We start from the raw sequence: 17,940 nt of genomic DNA, 5'->3' as shown, positions 1-17,940 counted from the left end.
GAAAAGGCCAGAACGAGGCAAACACGCGGCAATCGCTGAGGAATCTCAGCTAACCCACAGGCGTTGCGCGAAAGCCACGATAAGCCACCGGCAAATTTTACTTAAATAACAAGGCGTGGATTGTCCAAATGGTCTTGAGTGGCTGGTTTCATAGAGCAGGAAGCAGCCAACAACCGAGACCTCAATGCAAGCAGAGCAATCGCACTCGATAACCCAGCAACAACAGCCACACCGGGCATCCAGTGCACTTTGCGTTGGTTTGCGTTATTTGTGCGTTACACGCGTTTTTGCTGCGTTTTTTTGCGTTCTTTTGTTTCTGGCACTCTCGGGCGAGGCTCCCGCCCAGTCCCTCTACCAGAAGTACATCAAACAGCAGCAAAAGGAGATCCTGAAAGCTCCCTCTGAAAAGCCAGAGATGCCATCTGACGAAAACGGCATGCCTGAGACACTGCGCATGCCGGCAATGCCTTTGATGGAGTTTCGCGCAAAAGACATTATCGGCATGTTCCCTCTCGCACCTGCCGACACCAGCTCCCCAAGAGCAACGCTGGACAGCTTCCTCGATATCATGGAGGAAACAAACCACCTCATTCAGGAAGCTTACGAAGAAAACACAGGTATGGGTGCGTTCTCCATGGAAACGCTCGGTATGAGCAAAAACCATGAGCACATTCAGAACCAGATCCATCTCGCCGAGATTCTTCTGGAGCGTGCCAGAGGCTGCTTTGATCTTTCCGGCCTCCCCAGCGCAACACGTCAGCAAACATCATTGGAACTGGTCCTGCAGCTCAAAGAGATTCTGGACCGCATCCCGCTTCCCCCCTTCCCGGATATCCCCGGAACAGCAGCAGGCACCTACGACTTCAATCAGGCCGATCTGGAAAGCTCCTGGACGATCCCATTCACCCAAATCGTTATCACCAGGATGACTGAGGGACCGCAGCAAGGAGACTATGTCTTCTCAGCAGAAACAGTGGACCGGATCCCGGAGTTTTATGAGGAAGTCAAAGCGCTCCCGTCCCGCTCCTCCATTCCGCAAGACCTTTACCACTTCTTTGCCAGCAGTCCCGGGCACCTGCTTCCGCCAGCCTGGTTCTCGTTGATTGAAAGCCAACCTCCATGGCTACTGGAGCTGTATTATGGACAGGCCGTCTGGCAATGGTTCGCGCTGATCCTGATCACAGCAATCGCCGCAGTCATTCTTTTCTTCTTCGTCACCATCATGCGGCGCTTACCAGACCGCAAGAAACCGGTTCGGCGACAAGTGCTCAGCATCATCACTTCTGGCGCTATTGTCGGCTCTCTCATTTTCCTGCGTTATCTGGCTGATTATCAAATCAACATTGGTGGCCCGGTTCTGCAAGTCTATGACCTGACCATCGAAACACTCGTCTGGATTGGCGGCGCCGTCATCATTTACAAGGTCCTCCGCCTCCTGAGCGAACTGGTGCTGATCAAGAACCGCGGCGTTGCCTCCATCGACCGCAGCATCATCCGCACAGCAACGCAGTTCTTCGCCATCCTGTGCGCTCTCATTCTGCTCACGTACGGCGCGACCCGCCTGAACATCCCGCTCTACGGCATCATCGCAGGGATCAGTGTTGGCGGCCTCGCCATCGCCCTGGCCGCTCAGCCCACACTCGAAAACCTCCTCGGCGGCCTGATCCTCTATGCAGACGGCATTGTCCGTGTCGGAGATTATTGCGAGTTCAACAAGGTCCGCGGTCACGTGACATCCATCGGCATGCGCTCAACTCGGATCAGAACCAAAGACAGGACGCTGGTAACCATCCCTAATGCAGACCTTGCAAAAATGAACTTCCTGAACTTCACATTAAAAGATCATTTTCGTGTCGTTCAACACTTCTCATTAGAGTTCGATACAACAGCAGAACAACTAGAGGCCGTCATCTCCAAAATAAAGCAAATGCTAGCCGAACACCCACTCTCTCTGCCAGACGCTTCAAAAGTTCTGCTGGAAGAGATAGACGAAAACGGCTTCTCAATTCTCGTCGAAAATGGTGTCAAAGCATCAAGCCGGGATGAATACCTCGCTATTCAGGAGGATATTCTTATCCGCATACTCAAGCTTATTTCAGACGAAAACATAAAGGTCGCCCATCCTTTCATCAGTAGTAATGGCGATGTTAGAGATCCAACCAAAACCATAAAAGGCCCGATTGCAAAAGCAAAGTCTCGGAAAAAAAAGAAAAACCAAGTATGAAACCGTAACATACATCTACAGAGCATATTTGAGCGACAAATACCCAAACAGCCCACACCACAGATCAGTTTTGACACGGTTTTCTTAGAAAGAGTAGCAGAGAGCGGATGTGTGAAGGGGAGAGCTTCTCCCCTCACATCCAGAGGATTATTTGCGCGAGATACGATCGATCTCTTGGCGCACAAGCCGCTCCACCACGCTTGGCAGATGCTGGTCGAGCCAGCCTTTCAGCATTGGGCGCAGCATCTCAGCCACGAGGTCTTCCAGTGTACGGGCGTTCTTGGACAGCACCGTGTTGGCAAGACCGTTAAAGGCGCTGGACACAACTTCGTCCGTCGCGCTTGAGATAAGTGTTTCCGCCGGACTTTTTGCAGCAGAAGGTTCAAGAATGTCATCTTGCCCCATGCTGCCCAGCCCAAACGCTTCAGGACCCGGCTGATCAAGAAAAGCGATGTCTCCATCCTCTTCCTTATCTTCCTCAGCAAGACCTTCAATAATTTTCAATGAGGAGGATTGCTCGTCGATCTGCTCTTTTTGCGTCAGCTCCAGAACGTCTGGTTCCGCATCCTTCACCACTTCTGGCTCAGGAGTTGGAGCAGGCTCCATTTCCGCTGGCGCATCATCAAAGAGTTTATCTAGATCGTCCTGTGATAATTCGCGACCCGCGTCCGCGTCACTCAATGCAGCATCTGTCATCTGTTCTGCGCCACTTGCTTCGTCATCCGAAATAATCTTGCGGATCGAGCTCAGGATATCCTCCATGGAAGGCTCGTTACCCTGTGAGACAGCTCCCATGTATGTGCTCCACTTCTAATCGCGTCTAATCCGCCGGCTTTCCGACTCAGTTCATTAATAAATACTTACTTAAATATAGGAGAAAAGCGCCCCCGCCTGACAGCCGCATATCCAGCAAAAAGCCAATTCCCACAAGGAAAACGAGCAAATTTGAAAATACGGCAACAAAAAAGGGAGCCGACAAGGCTCCCTTCTCCAAAATTTCATTATATCAGAGGAGCTTAACGCCCATCTGGAGTCCGCAACCCAATCCACTTATCACGTACCAGACGGTAGTGTTCAGTTGGATCATAACGCGCACCGGACAATGCCAGACTGTCAAAGTCCAGACGACCAACAGAGGAAAGAACCGCATAAGCAGCAACCACACGGTCACGCTGCGCAGTCACCAATGTTACGCGCGCATCCACCAGATCACTCTGCGTATCCAGAACATCAAGCGTGGTCCGCTGACCAACACGCTGCTCTTCAATCACGCCTTCCAAAGCAAGACGAGCCGCAGCAACCTGTGCTTCAGCTGCCGTAATGGAAGCGATCGATGCATTCAGCTGCCCCCAGGAGGAGATCGCCTGCGCACGGATGTTATCACGGGACACATCGACCAGAATCTCGGTACGGCCCAGATCTTCTTTAGACTGGCGCACAACAGAGTATTCGCTACCATTCTGGTAGATAGGAACAGTCACACGACCAAAAATAGAAGCTGTTCTGGTTGGCCTACCCTCAACACCAGGAAGGTTGCTGTCGCTATAAGACAAGTTTCCCTCAACTTGAGCAGTCGGAAGCAAAACACCCTCGGCAGTTTTTACTGCAAACTGAGCGGCATCAACCAGGAACTGAGAAGACTGGATCGCAGGATGCTCTTCCTGACCAATAGAGATTGCGGAAGCAACAGTCTTCGGCAGCAAGCTTGTCACATTGGTGCGAGCACTCAGGTTTTTCGGATCAATCCCGATCACCTGACGGAAAATCGCACGACTTGTGTTCAGATTTGCCAGCGCAGTGTTCAGTGTGGACTGCGCACGTGCACGACCTGATTCAGCCTGAGAAACATCAGTCCGCGTACCTTCGCCCACATTGAAGCGATCTTTAGAAGCCCGAACCTGCTCTTCCTGGAACTTCAAGTCACTCCGACGCAAAGACACAAGCGCAGTATCGCGAATGACGTCCATATAAGCTGTCGCAGCCTGGAAAAGTGCCGTCTGTTCTGCCGTGCGCAAATCTTCACGCTGCGCACGAACAATAGCCTCAGCCTGACGCGTAGAGTTCACTGTGCGGAACCCGCGGAACAATGGCTGCGTTACTTGGAGTGATAAATTGTATTGATTGTTTTCGCGATAGGTGCCCCGAGAATCCTGCCATTGGTAACCATAGTTGCCACTACCAATAATGCTTGGGCGCCATCCAGCCAGAGCCTGTGGCACACCTTCATCTGTCACGCGAAGTTGTGCGCGTGATGCGTTCAATGTCGGGTTATTCTGATAGGTAGCAGCCAATGCCTCTTTAATTGAAAGAGCATTCGCGCCTTGAGCACTTACAAGCAAGCCGACTACTGCAACTGCACCCGCTAACGTTTTCCGAGAAACCACTTCATATGCCTCAAACAGGGTCAATCTTACGAACCGCAAACCCAACACACTCGCCGAATTGTATATCTTATTCGGCGTTTTCCGAAACCGGCGATCAAGCCGATTTTGGAAAAAAATAAACACTGCGACGAACAAGCAACATCTTATCGATATAATTGCCTAGACTAATCGCAGAATATCATTCCCCGGAGGCACACTAGTAGAACCATTAAGTTTTTACTACCGTTTTTTCACCCAATGATTGAAACGTGGATATCTCTACATCATTGATAGAAAAGACAGCAGCAGCAGCCAGTTCTTATTTTACCCCACCAGAGTTTGAAGTGCTTTAAACCAGCATTGGGACAAAACTGTAATGCACATCACGAAAACGGAAATTCATCACAACACTTCACAGAAAAACAAAAAAAGGCGAAGGTTGCCCCTCGCCTCACATCTCAGTACTTGCATCGCAAGCGCTTAGAATTCAAAGACTTCCGGCTTCTCAAAACCTGGAAGCGCACATGCATGCGCATTAAACGCAAACACAGAACTCACATTGCCGCCAGACTTGGTATAAAGCCGCGCAACACCTGCATTGCTCTCACCCTCAACCACAACAAGACGCCCCTCGTCTTTCAGCTGAGCAGTTAAGGCTTCCGGCAGCTCTTCAACGGATCCATTGACCAGAATAACATCATAAGGCGCGTCAGCCGCATAACCCTTGGCCAGATCGCCATCAATCACAGCAGCATTTTCAATGCCCAGCTGCTCAAGATTCGTTGAGGCCGCTTCAGACAGCGCCACATCAACTTCCAGACCAACAACAGCTTCTGCCAGATAGGAAACAATCGCCACGCCATAACCAGAGGCAGCGCCGACCACAAGCACAACATCCTTGGCAGTGATATCAGCCAGCTGAACAAGACGACCAAAGATGTGCGGCTTGAGCATTTTACGCTCGCCTTTTTCATCAACGGCTACATCTTCATCAATATAGGCCAACTCCTGCAGGTTTTCCGGAACGAACTTTTCGCGAGGCACTTTGCCCATAGCACCAATAATGCGCAGATCTGTAATATCATTGGTCCGCAGCTGATTGTCGACCATCAGTGTTCTTTGTTCCGCGAAGTTGACCATCTTGTCCTCACTGTCTCGCAAGATTCTTTGGCTGAGAAATATCGCTCATGCACCACAAACACAAGCTGCCATATCCGTAAAAATAAACAGTTCCCTCTGTTGTTTTTCTATTTTTGAACTTTGCGGTGCAAATACGAGCTTTTTCACCATGCAGGAAGAAAAGCCGTGCCTCATCCAGAAAGCTACTCACTTAGGTAAACCCCATAGATTTCGGTGTTTTACACAAGAGTGATCGTGGAAAGTGAATTTGCCCGCTTGACTATCCGCCCCAAATATCAGAAAAGCCCCTCACACCACAGCGGGGCCTCTTGGCGGAGTGGTGACGCAGCGGATTGCAAATCCGTGTACGCCGGTTCGATTCCGGCAGAGGCCTCCATTTTCCTTCCTTTACATTGATATTATTAGCTTTTTTAGCGCGAAGTGTCCCACTTTTAGGACACCTGCGAAAAGTGGGACACTTTTCCGTTCTGGATGTGTTCAAATCCAATTTTTTCTCGCTGTGAATAAGCCTTTCTCAACACCCTCCAATGCTGCGGTGCATTCTGAATAAAATCTCCCCATGTCTGCTACGCAAAAAACGCTCAGCACCGGTCCAGGAGAACAGCGCACAAGAAACGATCACCCAAAGCCATAAGAGTGTTGCTGTTCCATCAAACTGAACAATCGCAGGCAGCACATGCCATACCCCGAAAGCAACACCTCCTCCTCCTATGACCAACGGGATCAACAGATGACATGCGATTTCTCGTTTTCAGGCAAGCAACTTAAAAGCAGCAAAACATCTGAAATGACCTGCTCTTCACTCTCACCCAGACCTAGAATAGAGTTTCTATAAATCACCATAAACATGAAAAACTCCTAATATTTACGTGCAATTAACTTCACACATATGCATTAGGAACCGATTTTCTGTGGTGAGTTACTGGTGAGAATAAGAGGCCATTTGAGCAGGGTACACAAACACACTCCAATGCACGAAACTCAATAGTTACGTCACCATTCTGCGAACTTTCGTCTGCTAGCTGAACAGACTCATTTAGAGAACGAAATACACACCCCCGAAAGAAGGCTAATGCCGCGAAATCTAGACAGTAAGCGCCCTCGGAACATCCAACGTCTTTAGCAAATCGCGAGTTTCATTTGATTATTCAACTTCTGAATGTTAGGCAAATTCTTTTCTGCAAAACCATTCGGACGCTGCAAGCGCGCAATATAGAGTTCGCTTCCAACCATTGATAGGCAGGCCTTCATCCTGAGCAACTTCCAGCAAGTTCTGACTAAACTCATCAGGACTAAGAGACTTTAGCGCTTTTTTTCGGAATGCAACAACGGTCGAGAGCTCCTGTGGGACACGCGCACGGTATCGACTTCCTAAATTACAGTCTAAGAAGTGCTGCTTTACTCGCTGACGATCTTTGTCTGACCAAATTGCGGGAGGATTTACACCAAAGTTTACCACTATCGGATCCCCCTCCTCTACAGAGGCAGTAGTCCACTTTTCATTAAAGAAGTGACTTTTATCAAGATATGGATGCAGAGGTTGTAGCTTCTCATCGGTTGGAAAACCACTTCCCATTCCTTTATTACATACAGCGCAAGCAGGTACTAAGTTTAGCGGGAGTATCGAATAAGCTGGAAATCTAGATTTTGGAAGGTAGTGGTCGACGGTCCCCGCCTCTCCATCTTCTCCCATTTCTCCTATTCCACCGCAGTACGGACATTCCCCATGGGCTGATAGCTTAATTGTGTCATAGATGGTACGCGGCTTTCCTTTTGATCGAACCACCCCTACATCATAAAGAGCAACAAGTTCTGCTTTTGTTAGGGTACCTGCAACAATATCCTGTTCGTTTCCATGCCTAGCCCTTGGTAGTCTGCACCATGTTTCTGAGAGAGTTTCGCGATCAAAAGCTGAGCACGCGTTTGTTATCGCGTAGCGGTTTTGCTCAAACTTTCTGCGTACCGCTTCATCTGGCCAACCAGCAACACTTTCATCGTATAACTCGATTGCCTCAAAGGGTGGTTTCTTTAATTTTCGCATAACTATTCTGACTGTTGGTTGGCAACCATTGCTCGCAATATACCTCTTGCCTCGTAACCTAACCTACCTTCAAGACGCTTCAGTAGGTCCTCATAAGTCCCACCATTCGAAACAAGATCCGTTAAAACTGTGTGATAACCAGACTGTTCAACTTCAAGGCCAAACACTTCTCTCGTGAGTATTCCAACGTTCTCACCAAAAGTCTCGGTGTCAGGTCTCTTCTTTTCAGAAGCGAGTCTAGATCGGAAGACTTTCCAGACACATGATTTTGGAATTTCCTGCAGCACTACCGGAGAGTGAGTGGCAATAATAGCAATGGCATTTCGAGTGTGTAGTAGTTGGGCTAAGCTACGCATGAGAGCAGAAAGTAGTGGCGGATGGAGGTGGCTCTCAGGTTCATCAAATAGCACTAATGATTTCTCTTTCACACGAGCTACCAAAAGTGTCATTGTAAGTATGACAACTGAATGACCCGAACTCATTTTACCAATTAAGAACAAAGCTCGCTTACGTAACTCTTCACCAGCTAATGGCAACAGAGACATGAGATCCATTTCTGCAAAGTTCTCATCACTCTGGAGCGTTTGGACGGCCTGAGCCCATCTATTTTTCCTGCGATCATCCTCGAAGCAGAAGACTAGCCCATCTACAAACTCTGCAAAAAGGTCATCCTTTGATTTTAAGATTGCTCCATCTGCTGCTGCATAATCAGTTAAACCAATATATGCGTATCGATCATCATCTTTTTGCGTCGGTAGATCGAAAGGGTCGAATGCACTGAACGCCACAGAAACAAGATTATTAACAAACCCATCCCCCTTTACGCGGCCACCAAACACATGCTCGGTGTAAAAATAAGATTCTGTTTCAGCATCGCTCGCTATCGACTTAATCATCGAGTTTAGTAATGTGGTCTTTCCAACACCATTCCTGCCAATTAACGCATGCATATTTGTGCTTGGAGTTGAATTAGCTTCTACTGAGAAAGCCAAATCAAACCCTGCAAAGTGGCTAGAAGGAGGAAGGCAAAACCCAAAATTAAAATCTGTAAGAAGAACTTCACCCTGAAGTACACTTCTATACTGATCCCGTACTAAACTTATGCTAATTGAACGCAGGTGCGAGTCCTTAAAGACCTGCTCATTTTCAGCAACTGCAAGAATATCGTCACTAAAAACGACATCTCTCATTCTTTCCAAAAACTCATTAACCCAATTTTTGGGTATCTCAGAAGATAATTTTTGATAGTATGCAACGTTCATACCAAGCGAGAAGAAACCGTTTGGCAAGCTCGAAAACTCAGGACTAAGCTTCTCATATGTTCTATCTTTAGTTGTTTGGCCAACGAAGCCAATACGAACACTCTCCAATTCGTGTCTTTCGCCAGTGTCATCAAAAACACAAATTTCAAAACTAGTTATGAACGAATAGTCATTCCAATTATCTATAATAAGGTATACTTCATTGTACCCGGTTTTGGGCGCAACGCTTTTAGAGGGGAGAACGTGGAACTTCATAATAATAGGTCCAAATCGCACATCTGAATCAGCATACTCATCAAGAGATGTTCGTTATATACCTGCAAAGAAATCTCAAGTACCACAACACAAATTATAGGTTGCAAACAGCTTTGGATTTGCAATCAAATTCCTGACACTTATTCCAAAGTTCTTTGCATACTTACTGGACCTCTAGACGAGCCCCATACTTTTGCTGCAAACAGCAGGCATTTGCCAAACGCAGAAACTTTAAAAAGCCGCTTCAGTAGAGCACGTCAACTCCAACATCCCTGCCTTTTCCCGTTCCTGTCATTTGCTGCAACTCTGTTTGCCCCCGCCCTGTCCGCTTGAACCAGCACCACAAAGCCTTGGGGGCTTAGATTATTCTTTGTGAACCCACTGCAACTGCTCGCACTCTGCAACGTTTCGCAGCCCGGAATCATCAAAGTACTCAAGACACAAGCGGTAATCTTCAAGACCTTGCAAATAGGCATCGTCCTGCGTCCTTTGCTGTTCCGCTTTCACAGTCCCTTGCAAAGCTTCATGCTCTGCCTCGATAAACGCCCCCTGCCGGATCTGGTGATAGGCAATGGCCGCAAGTGCACAAAGAAGAAGGGCGGCCGCCAGCGCCCGCCCTGTCTTCGTTCTCATCAGGAAGGAAAGAACCGCCCCCATATCAGGCGGCCCGCTCTTTATTGATCAGCAAATAACCAGCAACGCCCACGCTGATCACAAGAGCAATTGCAAAGCCCCACTGCACCGGCCCGGAGCCAGCCAGAATGCCGGAGAAACCAGAAGCAGCCATAGCGCCCTTGGTGATCCCATCCGGGCTAAGCCACGCGCTGAGTGCGCTGGTTTCCTCGTCAACGGCCTTTGAGCCTTCCTCATTCTCATGTGGCTCAAGATTTGGAGTTGGTGCCCGTTTAATAATGGCATTGCCCACCAGCTCTAGGGATCGCTCCTGCACATGGCGCACGCGCCGCGTCCAGCCGGTCTTGTTGTAGGGCCAGTTTTTCAGCCGCTTCATGAATTTCAGGCGAGCTACTGAGAACAGGTTGATTAAGGTTATGGCAGAATGCGCCTTCACTGCACCCAACGTAATCAGGCCCAACACGCCATCTACTTTGACTTTGAGGATCTTCTGCAGGATCTTCACGGCCCGCGCCGGGCCGGAGTTTACGGCACAATCAAAAACGGCATAGTCCAACCCACGCGGCAGCTTATCGCCTTTCACAGCATCCCAGTATTGCGCCCGGTAGATATCAATTGCCTCTTCACGGCTCAGGCGCTTCACTTCTTCCACGCTCACGGCACGTCCGCGCCAAGCCGACAAAGTTCTTTGAGTGACGCCAAGGTTGGTAGGGCCGCCCGGATCTGCTTTGCGAGACCGGTTTGCAAACCCACCCTCAGTTCCAAGCAGGTCTAAAATAATCAGTCGGAACGTATCTTTCATGCTCTGCCCCTAATAAAAAACGGGAGCCAAAGGCCCCCCGCGCAGGTACAAAAAAAGCCGCAAATGCGGCGCGAAAAATTAACAGGCTGGCTTTAGCTCAACTCTGCGGAACAACCGGCAGGAAGTAATGCATCGCTATGCGCACCTTGCCCCCGGTGAAGTCGCCGCCATTGGCGGTTAGCCGCACGGCCGTATCACTGTAAAACGCAGTTGGACCAATCACCCCGGCATTGTTTGAACCGGCAGCCGCCCCCAGCGACCCGCCAAACTTGGATTGCTCACCGGCAAGCCCGCAGTCATAAGAAGCTGCCCCTGTCACAGCCTCCACCGTGCGGGTGGATACGCAGAACACGATTGCCCGGTTAGGGATCAAAACTGAGCTGTCAACGCTGCTCCCCGCAAGGCTTAGCTCTTCATCCACGGTTACAAACTGGCTTTGCGCCTTGCTGTCCGTTTCACTTAAAACGGTTTTCTCTTGCTGGAAGGCAAGGCCGCCCGTGTTCGGATCTGTGCCCAGACCGGCCACAGAAGAAAAACTGCCCCATGCCCCGCCGGAATAAACCTGCATGGTTTCTGCGCTTTCAATCCAAGCAGCCCACCCGATGCCCGGTTCAAGGAACTCCCAAGCCTCGGCGCTAAAGGCCGCAATCTCGTTTTCATGCCCGGCAAAGTCCCCGGCCGCTCCTGCAGGTACGATGTAACGCGCTCCCTCGTTTGGATCTGCAGGCGGATTGGTTACGCTGTTTGAGATGACTGAGAGCTGCACCACCACATCAAGCAAGGCTAACGCCTCATTGTGGGTCACATGCTTTTGCGATTGCGCAGCCGCAATCATCGGCAGGTTCAAGTGTGCCGTAGTGCTCATAGCTTCCCCTTTACGTCTCGAAGTGAGCAACAGCAGGAACGCCGCGCCCATAGACTTCAGATAGTTGATAGACCCACACGTCAAAGCTGGATGCAGGCCCGCCAAAATCTTCCGCCTGCATTGCGGCCGTGTAGGAAACAGTCCCTTTGGAAGCAGAAAGGGAGCGCTTTAAAACGCCCCCTTCACGGATCTCAACACTGTAACTTTCCAGAGCCTCCCCAAGAGGCACCTCTGCCACCTCCCAGCTATCCCCACCCGTTCGCGTGCGTCTTATCCAGCTTATTGCAATGCTACCATCCAGCCGCATGGTGGAGGATAAGTGCACGGGCGAAAGCGGCCGCTCTCCACGGCCGGTGAAAGTCTTCTGGTAGCTGGTGTAATCCTGCGATCCCACGCCAGCCCCGGCCTTTCCTGCCTGCCAGTTCAGCGGCAAACCCAGCTCGGAACGGGAAAGCCCGTTTTGTGTTATCCCGCCATCCAGCACAACCACACGCGCCCCTGCAGGTGCACCCATGCCGGGCTCACTGCCCCGCTGCCCGCGTAGCAGCTTGCTTAAGGTATAGGTACGCGTGCCGGTTAGCTCAGCATTGGCAAACTGCAACAGCTCCCACTCACCGCCTGCCCCTTCAATCAGCATGGCATTGCCACCAGAGAACACCAGATCCTCTTCAAGAGAAGCCAGCGCCCCGTTGTAGAGCTTGACCTTGACCCGGTTGCCTTTGTCCCAGCGGTGCAGCGGCCCTGCAGGTAAGGGTGCCTGCAGCTCCCCAAGCACACCTTGCTGATTAAGGGCGGCCCGCAGCTCATAGCCACTTGTCACCGGGCTGGATAAGAACGCCATGCCCGGAGAAAACGGCAACTGATAGCCGCTCAGATAGCCCTGCCATGGTGTGTCCTGATCACGCAAAAGCGGCCCGTCGATAAACACCCCTAGTGCGGCGGCCTGCAGCACCTGTCCTTTTGAAACAAAAGCCCGTGTTGCCCCCTTGGTTGCCTCATACACCGGTGCATCATAGGTCACCGCTTCAATCATGCGGGCGTCTCCATCCTTGACAGAAAGCACCCGCACCGCGAACACACGGCCGGAAATGGTTAGTTTAAGATAGTCACCCGGTTCTATGTGCAGATCCGTTGGCGGCAGCACATAGCTTAAGCGCTCCCGTGAGGCCCACGCCTCCTGCAACAAGCTTTCGGCCATGCCCTGCAGGCGCTCATAGTTGGTCACGACAGGCAGATCAGAAGTCACAACCCTTTCCGTTGAAACAGCCCCTTTCAGCGCCTCTGCAGTTGCTGTGTTAAAGTCCTTTGAGCTGTCATAGGCCGTTACCCGCACCACTGCAGGCAGCTCGGTTTCTTGCGCTCTTGTAATGGAAACCCGCTCTTTGTCCCTGCCCTGATCAACCAGTTGCTCTGCTTCAATCTCAGCTAAGGGAAAGCGGGAACGACGCGGGCGAAACGCCACCCGGCCACCAGATTCCACCGCATCAAAGAAGAAAGCAGCCCCAAGGGTTTCCAAGACGCTGCGGGCACTGGTGATAGAAGAGATGAGGAAGCCATCGGCAACCCCATCCGCCCCGGCAGTTTCAAAGTCTATGCCTTCACGCAAGCCCGCCCGCTCCATCAAGAGCCGGGCAATGCCATCTGCGGAGACACCGCCCACACGGCCGGAAAGCCAATGCCCAGTGGTGAAGTTGCCCCAGTCCGCCCAGGTATCGGATTCCACCGGAAACGATGGAAACGGCCGCACATCCCAAGCCCATGCAAACATGTTCACCGGGTCCACCATCGGCTCGCCATAGACCGGGCTAACTGGATTRTTGCCAGCCTCTACAGCCCAGTATTCCAGCATGGCGCGTAGGTAACGCCGCTGTATCAGGTCATCACGCACCCCGGAGGAAAAGTAAGGCACCTGACTTTCTGAGGATTTGGGATCATAAAACACGTTTGGCTGATTGGTGCCTTTGTCGATCGCGGGRCAGCCAAACTCTGTAAACCAGATAGGCTTTGATTTTGGCACCCAGTTAGTTGAGGTATTTGAACGCACCCCGCCCGGCCGGTTGTGGTGCGGGTTTTCCCACCAGCCCCGCAGATCCTTTTGACGAAACACGAAAGGCTCACCATGTTCCTGATCTGCAATCAAGGTGCGGTTCTGGTTTGTCCGGTCCTCATCAGAGGCATAGTAGAAGTCAAAATACTCCCGGCCCTCGATGCCAGCTTTCAGATAGTCCAGATCATGGATCGATTGCGCACCTTGCCCGTGGTCCTCATGGTTTTCATGATCACGCCAATCGGTCAGCGGCAGATAATTATCTATGCCAATAAAGTCGATATCGTCATGAGCCCAAAGATAATCGAGATGAAAGAACACATCGCCGCTGCCATCATTAGGCCGGTGGCTGTGAAACTCGGACCAGTCAGCAGCATAACCTATCTTTACATCCGGCCCCATGATCTTGCGCGCTTCCTCGGCGATATAGGCCATGAAGTATGCAAACGGAAAGTCATCAAACCCCCATGTTAGAGCCGAAATGCCCGGCATTTCCGTTCCAACAACAAAAGCATCCACACCGCCCGCTGCCTTTGCTAACATCGCAAGGTGCAAGGCAAAATGGGTATAACTCCATCGATAATCGCCAGTGTAGATAACTTGATCACCATCCCAACTAACATCAAAATGGTCAGACTCCCCGAAGAATGAAAAAAGTTGCGGTTCGATTTCAAACGTTCCATCCGGGCTGCCCGGCTGCCCCGGTGCAGGGTGACAAGTGATCCGGCCGCGCCACGGATAAGCCTTTTGTTCTGCCTCCCCGTAAGGATCTGGCAGGCCGTTGCCTTCTGGAATATCCATCATGACAAACGGATAAAGCATCACCTTAAAGCCGCGCTCTTTCAGATCCTTGATTGCTTCAACCACAACACTGTCAGAAGGCGAGCCACCATAAGCGGGCTTTCCATCCACATAAGAGACAAGCCGCGCTTCATCCCGGCTTAGTCCGGCAACGCGCCATTCAATCGGACTGGTGGTTTTGCGCGCTTCCACACGCGGTGCAATCGTGCACTCTCCCGCCCTCAAGTCATCACCAAAGCACGCCACCACCAGAGAGACGGTTTTGCACTCCGGGCAGGTGCTCTGCAAAAGATCTATGGAGTGCTCCCAATCGGTTGCAGCAGAAAGCGTGTGCCGGTTGTTATAGGCCGTGGTGGGGCCGTCCTTGCCATCCTTCACGGGTGTTTTGGAATAACCAAATTCAGTAGAGCCGGGAATAAGAGAGATAGCCGACAGCTTTTCTTCCTCATAGCCAACGGAGCGCACCACTTCAAAGGTCAGTTGTGGCAAGCGGTTCCCAAAGTCTGCAAGGGGCAGCTCTTCAAACACCACATAAGCCAGGCCGCGATAGGCTGGCACATCCGGGCTGCCCTGTTTGGCAGCAATCAACGGATCTGCTTCCTGTTCCTCATCACCCTTGTAAATGCGCATGGTGATTTTGGTTGTGTCGATTTCCTTGCTATCCGCCCACACGCGCAAAATGTCAGAGATTGGCCCCTCGCAGATCCCAACCGCAAAGTTGGCGTAGTAGCTGTAGGTTGTTTGCGTCACCGTAGAAGACGAACCACCGCCCGCCTTACCGCCATGTTTTTCCGTTGTGGTGGTCACAACCTCATGCAGATTTGTTGCCCAGATCACCTGCCCGGAAACACGCGCACGCCCGGCCACAAGAGGAACCACCGCCCCTTCACTGGATCCCATCACCTGCAGGTTATCCAGCCGCTGCCCTTCCACGTGGCTCTTGCTGCCCGGAGTGAAGGCAGAAACCAGCATGTTGTCTAAGTAACTCCCGGCAATGCTTGCCGCTGCCGAAAGAGCAAATGCCGCAACCTGCCCCGCACCTGTAGCCCCTGCAATCGCAGTTGCCGCCGCTGTTAAAACAAGCGTTGCCATTGTTTTACCCTGTAGCTTGTGTCAATTACCGATGAAAATCGAAAGAAAAATGGAGATAAATTTGGAGTTGTTGAGCATCGCAATCGGCACCCTTGCGCTCTTCAGCGGCGCTCTTTGGTACTTTGAAAGGAAGAAGAGAAGAGATCTCTCGATTGTACTCGTGATGGCCTATTGGCCCGCTGTACTTCTTTCAATTGAGATCTTGTTTTTGGGATTTGCGACTGTCTATTGCGAACCAGTCTACTCAACCAAGCCTTCTCCTGCTTGCAACATTCTGGGAATTGATGCGACAGCGCATCTCACTATGGGGTCCCAGATGTCCCTAATGATCATCTATACAATTTTGTATTGTCTTCTCAGCTCATTCATCTGGGCTATCGCGGTTCTGGTTGTGTTCATCCGCCGCCGCTTGAGCAGATAGTTGCAGGGTTCTTTCAAGGGAACTCAAACGCAGCTACCGCCCGGCGCTGCCACCACCCTGAATAGGGCACCTCAACAACTCCCGCGCCCTCTTGCGCGTGGATCATCACACCGGGCCTGCTGATCAGACCCGCGTGTTTTGCAATCGCGCCGGATCGTACCCGGAACACCACTACCGCCCCAAGGCCGGGCGGGTCCAGCGCTGCACGCTGGAAGTACTTTTGCCCGGCTTCCAAAAGCGTTTCATGTGTTCCAACTTCTCCCCAATCCGGGGAATAAGCCGGAACCGTTTGGGGCTCAGATCCGTAAAGCTCCCGCCAGATCCCGCGCACCAATCCCAGACAATCACAACCAGCCCCTTTGACACTGGCTTGATGATGATAAGGCGTTCCAAGCCAGCCACGGGCAAGCGCAACAACCTCATTTGATATAGGAGGAACCGTCATTTTTCTGCTCATCCTGTTCAGCGTAGGACAAAATAAAATCAGGGCCGGGCATGTGCGGAAAGCCGCGATAGTTCACCGCGTTTGCAAACTTCTCTTTGCAGGCCGCAAAGGTATGAGCACACCCGGCAAACACGTCAAAGCTATCCCCGGCAACAATCGGCTGCACAGGCGCTTGCCAAAGGGTCAGCTCTGCAGCCCCGTCCTCTGTCAGCTTGTGCACCTTGATTTTGACGCGAGCACCTTTGTTTGCCCCGGTGGTCCAGTGAAGCTGCCCCCATGAAAACCGGTCAGCCGCGAACCCACCCAAGCCGGCACACGTAAACACCCGGTCTTTCACCGCTGTTACACTGCCCGCCCCATTGTTCTCCGGTGCCTGCAGATCCACACCACATCGGCTATCCCCCAACTCAGCATCGCAGCCATACTGGTAAGTGCGGCCGGTGTTCTGGTTGAGCCGGTGGGCAAGGCTGCGCATCTCTGCGTTAAATGCAAGCTCGCCTCTGCTCACCTCGCCAATGTTGCCGCGCTGCATAACTTCCCGTTGTGAGGTGTCCTGCCAGTTCACCCGGTAAAGTACGATTTCCGCATCATCATAAAGCCCGGCCGCAATGTCTGCTTCCGTGATCTTGTCAGAAGAAAACGCGCCTTCCACGTCCATGTTGTTAACGGCAAGGCCAAGATTAGCCTCTACATCCGTTCCGGTGAAACCAGCCGCCGCCTCAAACACAACACCCAAGAAAACCAATTGCCGGTCATGGTCTGTAAAGCCCTGCTTCACGCCATCGCGCCGCGTGACCCGCCAGCACCAACACAAAGTGGTGCAGTTGCCCTGCAGGTGCTCTGCAAGGGCTGGATTAAGCTGTCTCATAACAGCACCTCAACAATCGGAATATTGGTCACGCTGCCCTGTACATGGGCGTTTAGTGTCAGTTCCAGCATATCGGTGTCAAAGCGGGCTGGAACATCGAACTCAAAGCCCGCCGTGACCTGCTCACCTGCAGGCGGGGCAGAAGCAAAGGTGATCAGGCCGGAAGTCTCATCAAGCACAAACCCCACGGCCGGGGCACCGCCCACCGCCACCACAACCGGTGCAGTGTCTGCAGGCAAAAGGATCTTGCGTGTATACGGCTGGAAGGTCGCGCCGTAGGTCTTCACAAGCTGGAATTCCTTTTGCACGCCATCACCAACGCCTAACACCTGGTCAGTGGCGCTGATTGCATCACCGGGCGGGCAACTCTTAAAATCTGCCCAATCCTTCCAGCGAAACGCAAACATACGCCCGCGCCGCTCTTCAAAGAACTCCACCACCTTATGCAGATCATTGACAGAGCGAACACCCTTAGCCGCGTTGTATCGCCTCCGGCTATCTGCCCATTGCTGATTGCGCGTTTCCCGGCCGTTGGCACGCACCACAACTTGCGTTTTACGTTCCGGCCCACCGCGTGCCCCTAACGAGATATCTGGCGGAAACCGTRTGTCATGAAATTCTTCCAGCATGTCAGCCTCTCTGCGACGAACACAGATCTGGAAGAATTTCATGACACACGGT

The 17,940-nt window shown here is 51.6% G+C and carries 14 protein-coding genes and 1 tRNA gene; 3 read left to right on the top strand and 12 right to left on the bottom strand.

Going from position 1 to position 17,940, the window contains the following annotated elements; all coding sequences use genetic code 11:
• The first annotated feature begins 184 nt into the window (after nucleotides 1–184).
• A complete protein-coding gene (locus tag DHN43_RS19335; protein WP_208995508.1) occupies nucleotides 185–2,224 on the top strand; it encodes a mechanosensitive ion channel family protein in 2,040 nt (679 codons plus the stop codon).
• A 147-nt stretch (nucleotides 2,225–2,371) separates the two neighbouring features.
• Here DHN43_RS19335 and DHN43_RS19330 read toward each other — a convergent pair whose 3' ends face one another.
• From DHN43_RS19330 to DHN43_RS19320, 3 genes are all read right to left on the bottom strand, one after another.
• The gene (locus DHN43_RS19330; RefSeq protein ID WP_108819738.1) at nucleotides 2,372–3,019 is read right to left on the bottom strand and encodes a PopZ family protein; all 648 of its coding nucleotides are present in this window, start codon (nucleotides 3,017–3,019) and stop codon (nucleotides 2,372–2,374) included.
• Nucleotides 3,020–3,240: 221 nt separating this feature from the next.
• The gene (locus DHN43_RS19325) at nucleotides 3,241–4,608 is read right to left on the bottom strand and encodes a TolC family outer membrane protein (RefSeq protein WP_108819861.1); all 1,368 of its coding nucleotides are present in this window, start codon (nucleotides 4,606–4,608) and stop codon (nucleotides 3,241–3,243) included.
• A 459-nt stretch (nucleotides 4,609–5,067) separates the two neighbouring features.
• Nucleotides 5,068–5,727 (bottom strand): protein-L-isoaspartate O-methyltransferase family protein, encoded by a 660-nt coding sequence (locus tag DHN43_RS19320; protein ID WP_063299627.1) that lies wholly within the window; start codon nucleotides 5,725–5,727, stop codon nucleotides 5,068–5,070.
• Nucleotides 5,728–6,029: 302 nt separating this feature from the next.
• Here DHN43_RS19320 and DHN43_RS19315 point away from each other — a divergent pair.
• Nucleotides 6,030–6,103, top strand: a tRNA-Cys gene (locus DHN43_RS19315).
• A gap of 786 nt (nucleotides 6,104–6,889) precedes the next feature.
• Here DHN43_RS19315 and DHN43_RS19310 read toward each other — a convergent pair.
• From DHN43_RS19310 to DHN43_RS19285, 6 genes are all read right to left on the bottom strand, one after another.
• Nucleotides 6,890–7,768: an HNH endonuclease gene (locus DHN43_RS19310; protein ID WP_108819737.1), complete on the bottom strand. Its 879-nt coding sequence runs from the start codon at nucleotides 7,766–7,768 to the stop codon at nucleotides 6,890–6,892.
• A gap of 2 nt (nucleotides 7,769–7,770) precedes the next feature.
• Nucleotides 7,771–9,285, bottom strand: coding sequence for an AAA family ATPase (locus DHN43_RS19305; protein WP_108819736.1), 1,515 nt, complete (start codon nucleotides 9,283–9,285; stop codon nucleotides 7,771–7,773).
• Nucleotides 9,286–9,648: 363 nt separating this feature from the next.
• Nucleotides 9,649–9,918: a hypothetical protein gene (locus DHN43_RS19300; protein WP_159096940.1), complete on the bottom strand. Its 270-nt coding sequence runs from the start codon at nucleotides 9,916–9,918 to the stop codon at nucleotides 9,649–9,651.
• Between the two features lie 25 nt (nucleotides 9,919–9,943).
• A complete protein-coding gene (locus DHN43_RS19295) occupies nucleotides 9,944–10,720 on the bottom strand; it encodes a glycoside hydrolase family 108 protein (RefSeq protein WP_108819734.1) in 777 nt (258 codons plus the stop codon).
• A gap of 97 nt (nucleotides 10,721–10,817) precedes the next feature.
• Nucleotides 10,818–11,585, bottom strand: coding sequence for a DUF2793 domain-containing protein (locus DHN43_RS19290; RefSeq protein WP_108819733.1), 768 nt, complete (start codon nucleotides 11,583–11,585; stop codon nucleotides 10,818–10,820).
• A 10-nt stretch (nucleotides 11,586–11,595) separates the two neighbouring features.
• Entirely contained in the window at nucleotides 11,596–15,525 is a 3,930-nt protein-coding gene (locus DHN43_RS19285) for a baseplate multidomain protein megatron (protein ID WP_108819732.1), read from the bottom strand.
• Between the two features lie 61 nt (nucleotides 15,526–15,586).
• On the opposite strand from DHN43_RS19285, the gene DHN43_RS19280 reads away from it, so the two are divergent.
• Nucleotides 15,587–15,946 (top strand): hypothetical protein, encoded by a 360-nt coding sequence (locus DHN43_RS19280; RefSeq protein WP_159096939.1) that lies wholly within the window; start codon nucleotides 15,587–15,589, stop codon nucleotides 15,944–15,946.
• A gap of 13 nt (nucleotides 15,947–15,959) precedes the next feature.
• Here DHN43_RS19280 and DHN43_RS19275 read toward each other — a convergent pair whose 3' ends face one another.
• From DHN43_RS19275 to DHN43_RS19265, 3 genes are all read right to left on the bottom strand, one after another.
• The gene (locus tag DHN43_RS19275) at nucleotides 15,960–16,391 is read right to left on the bottom strand and encodes an NlpC/P60 family protein (RefSeq protein WP_108819730.1); all 432 of its coding nucleotides are present in this window, start codon (nucleotides 16,389–16,391) and stop codon (nucleotides 15,960–15,962) included.
• The gene (locus DHN43_RS19270; RefSeq protein ID WP_108819729.1) at nucleotides 16,366–17,259 is read right to left on the bottom strand and encodes a DUF2163 domain-containing protein; all 894 of its coding nucleotides are present in this window, start codon (nucleotides 17,257–17,259) and stop codon (nucleotides 16,366–16,368) included. The genes DHN43_RS19275 and DHN43_RS19270 overlap by 26 nt, the downstream gene beginning before the upstream one ends.
• Nucleotides 17,256–17,940 (bottom strand): phage distal tail protein, Rcc01695 family (locus DHN43_RS19265; protein ID WP_373456204.1); only part of this gene is annotated, 685 nt, incomplete at its 5' end. The genes DHN43_RS19265 and DHN43_RS19270, both read right to left, overlap by 4 nt.

This window comes from Pseudovibrio sp. Alg231-02, assembly GCF_900143565.1.
Classification (GTDB): Bacteria; Pseudomonadota; Alphaproteobacteria; order Rhizobiales; family Stappiaceae; genus Pseudovibrio.
This window is presented reverse-complemented; position numbering and strand designations above follow the sequence as displayed.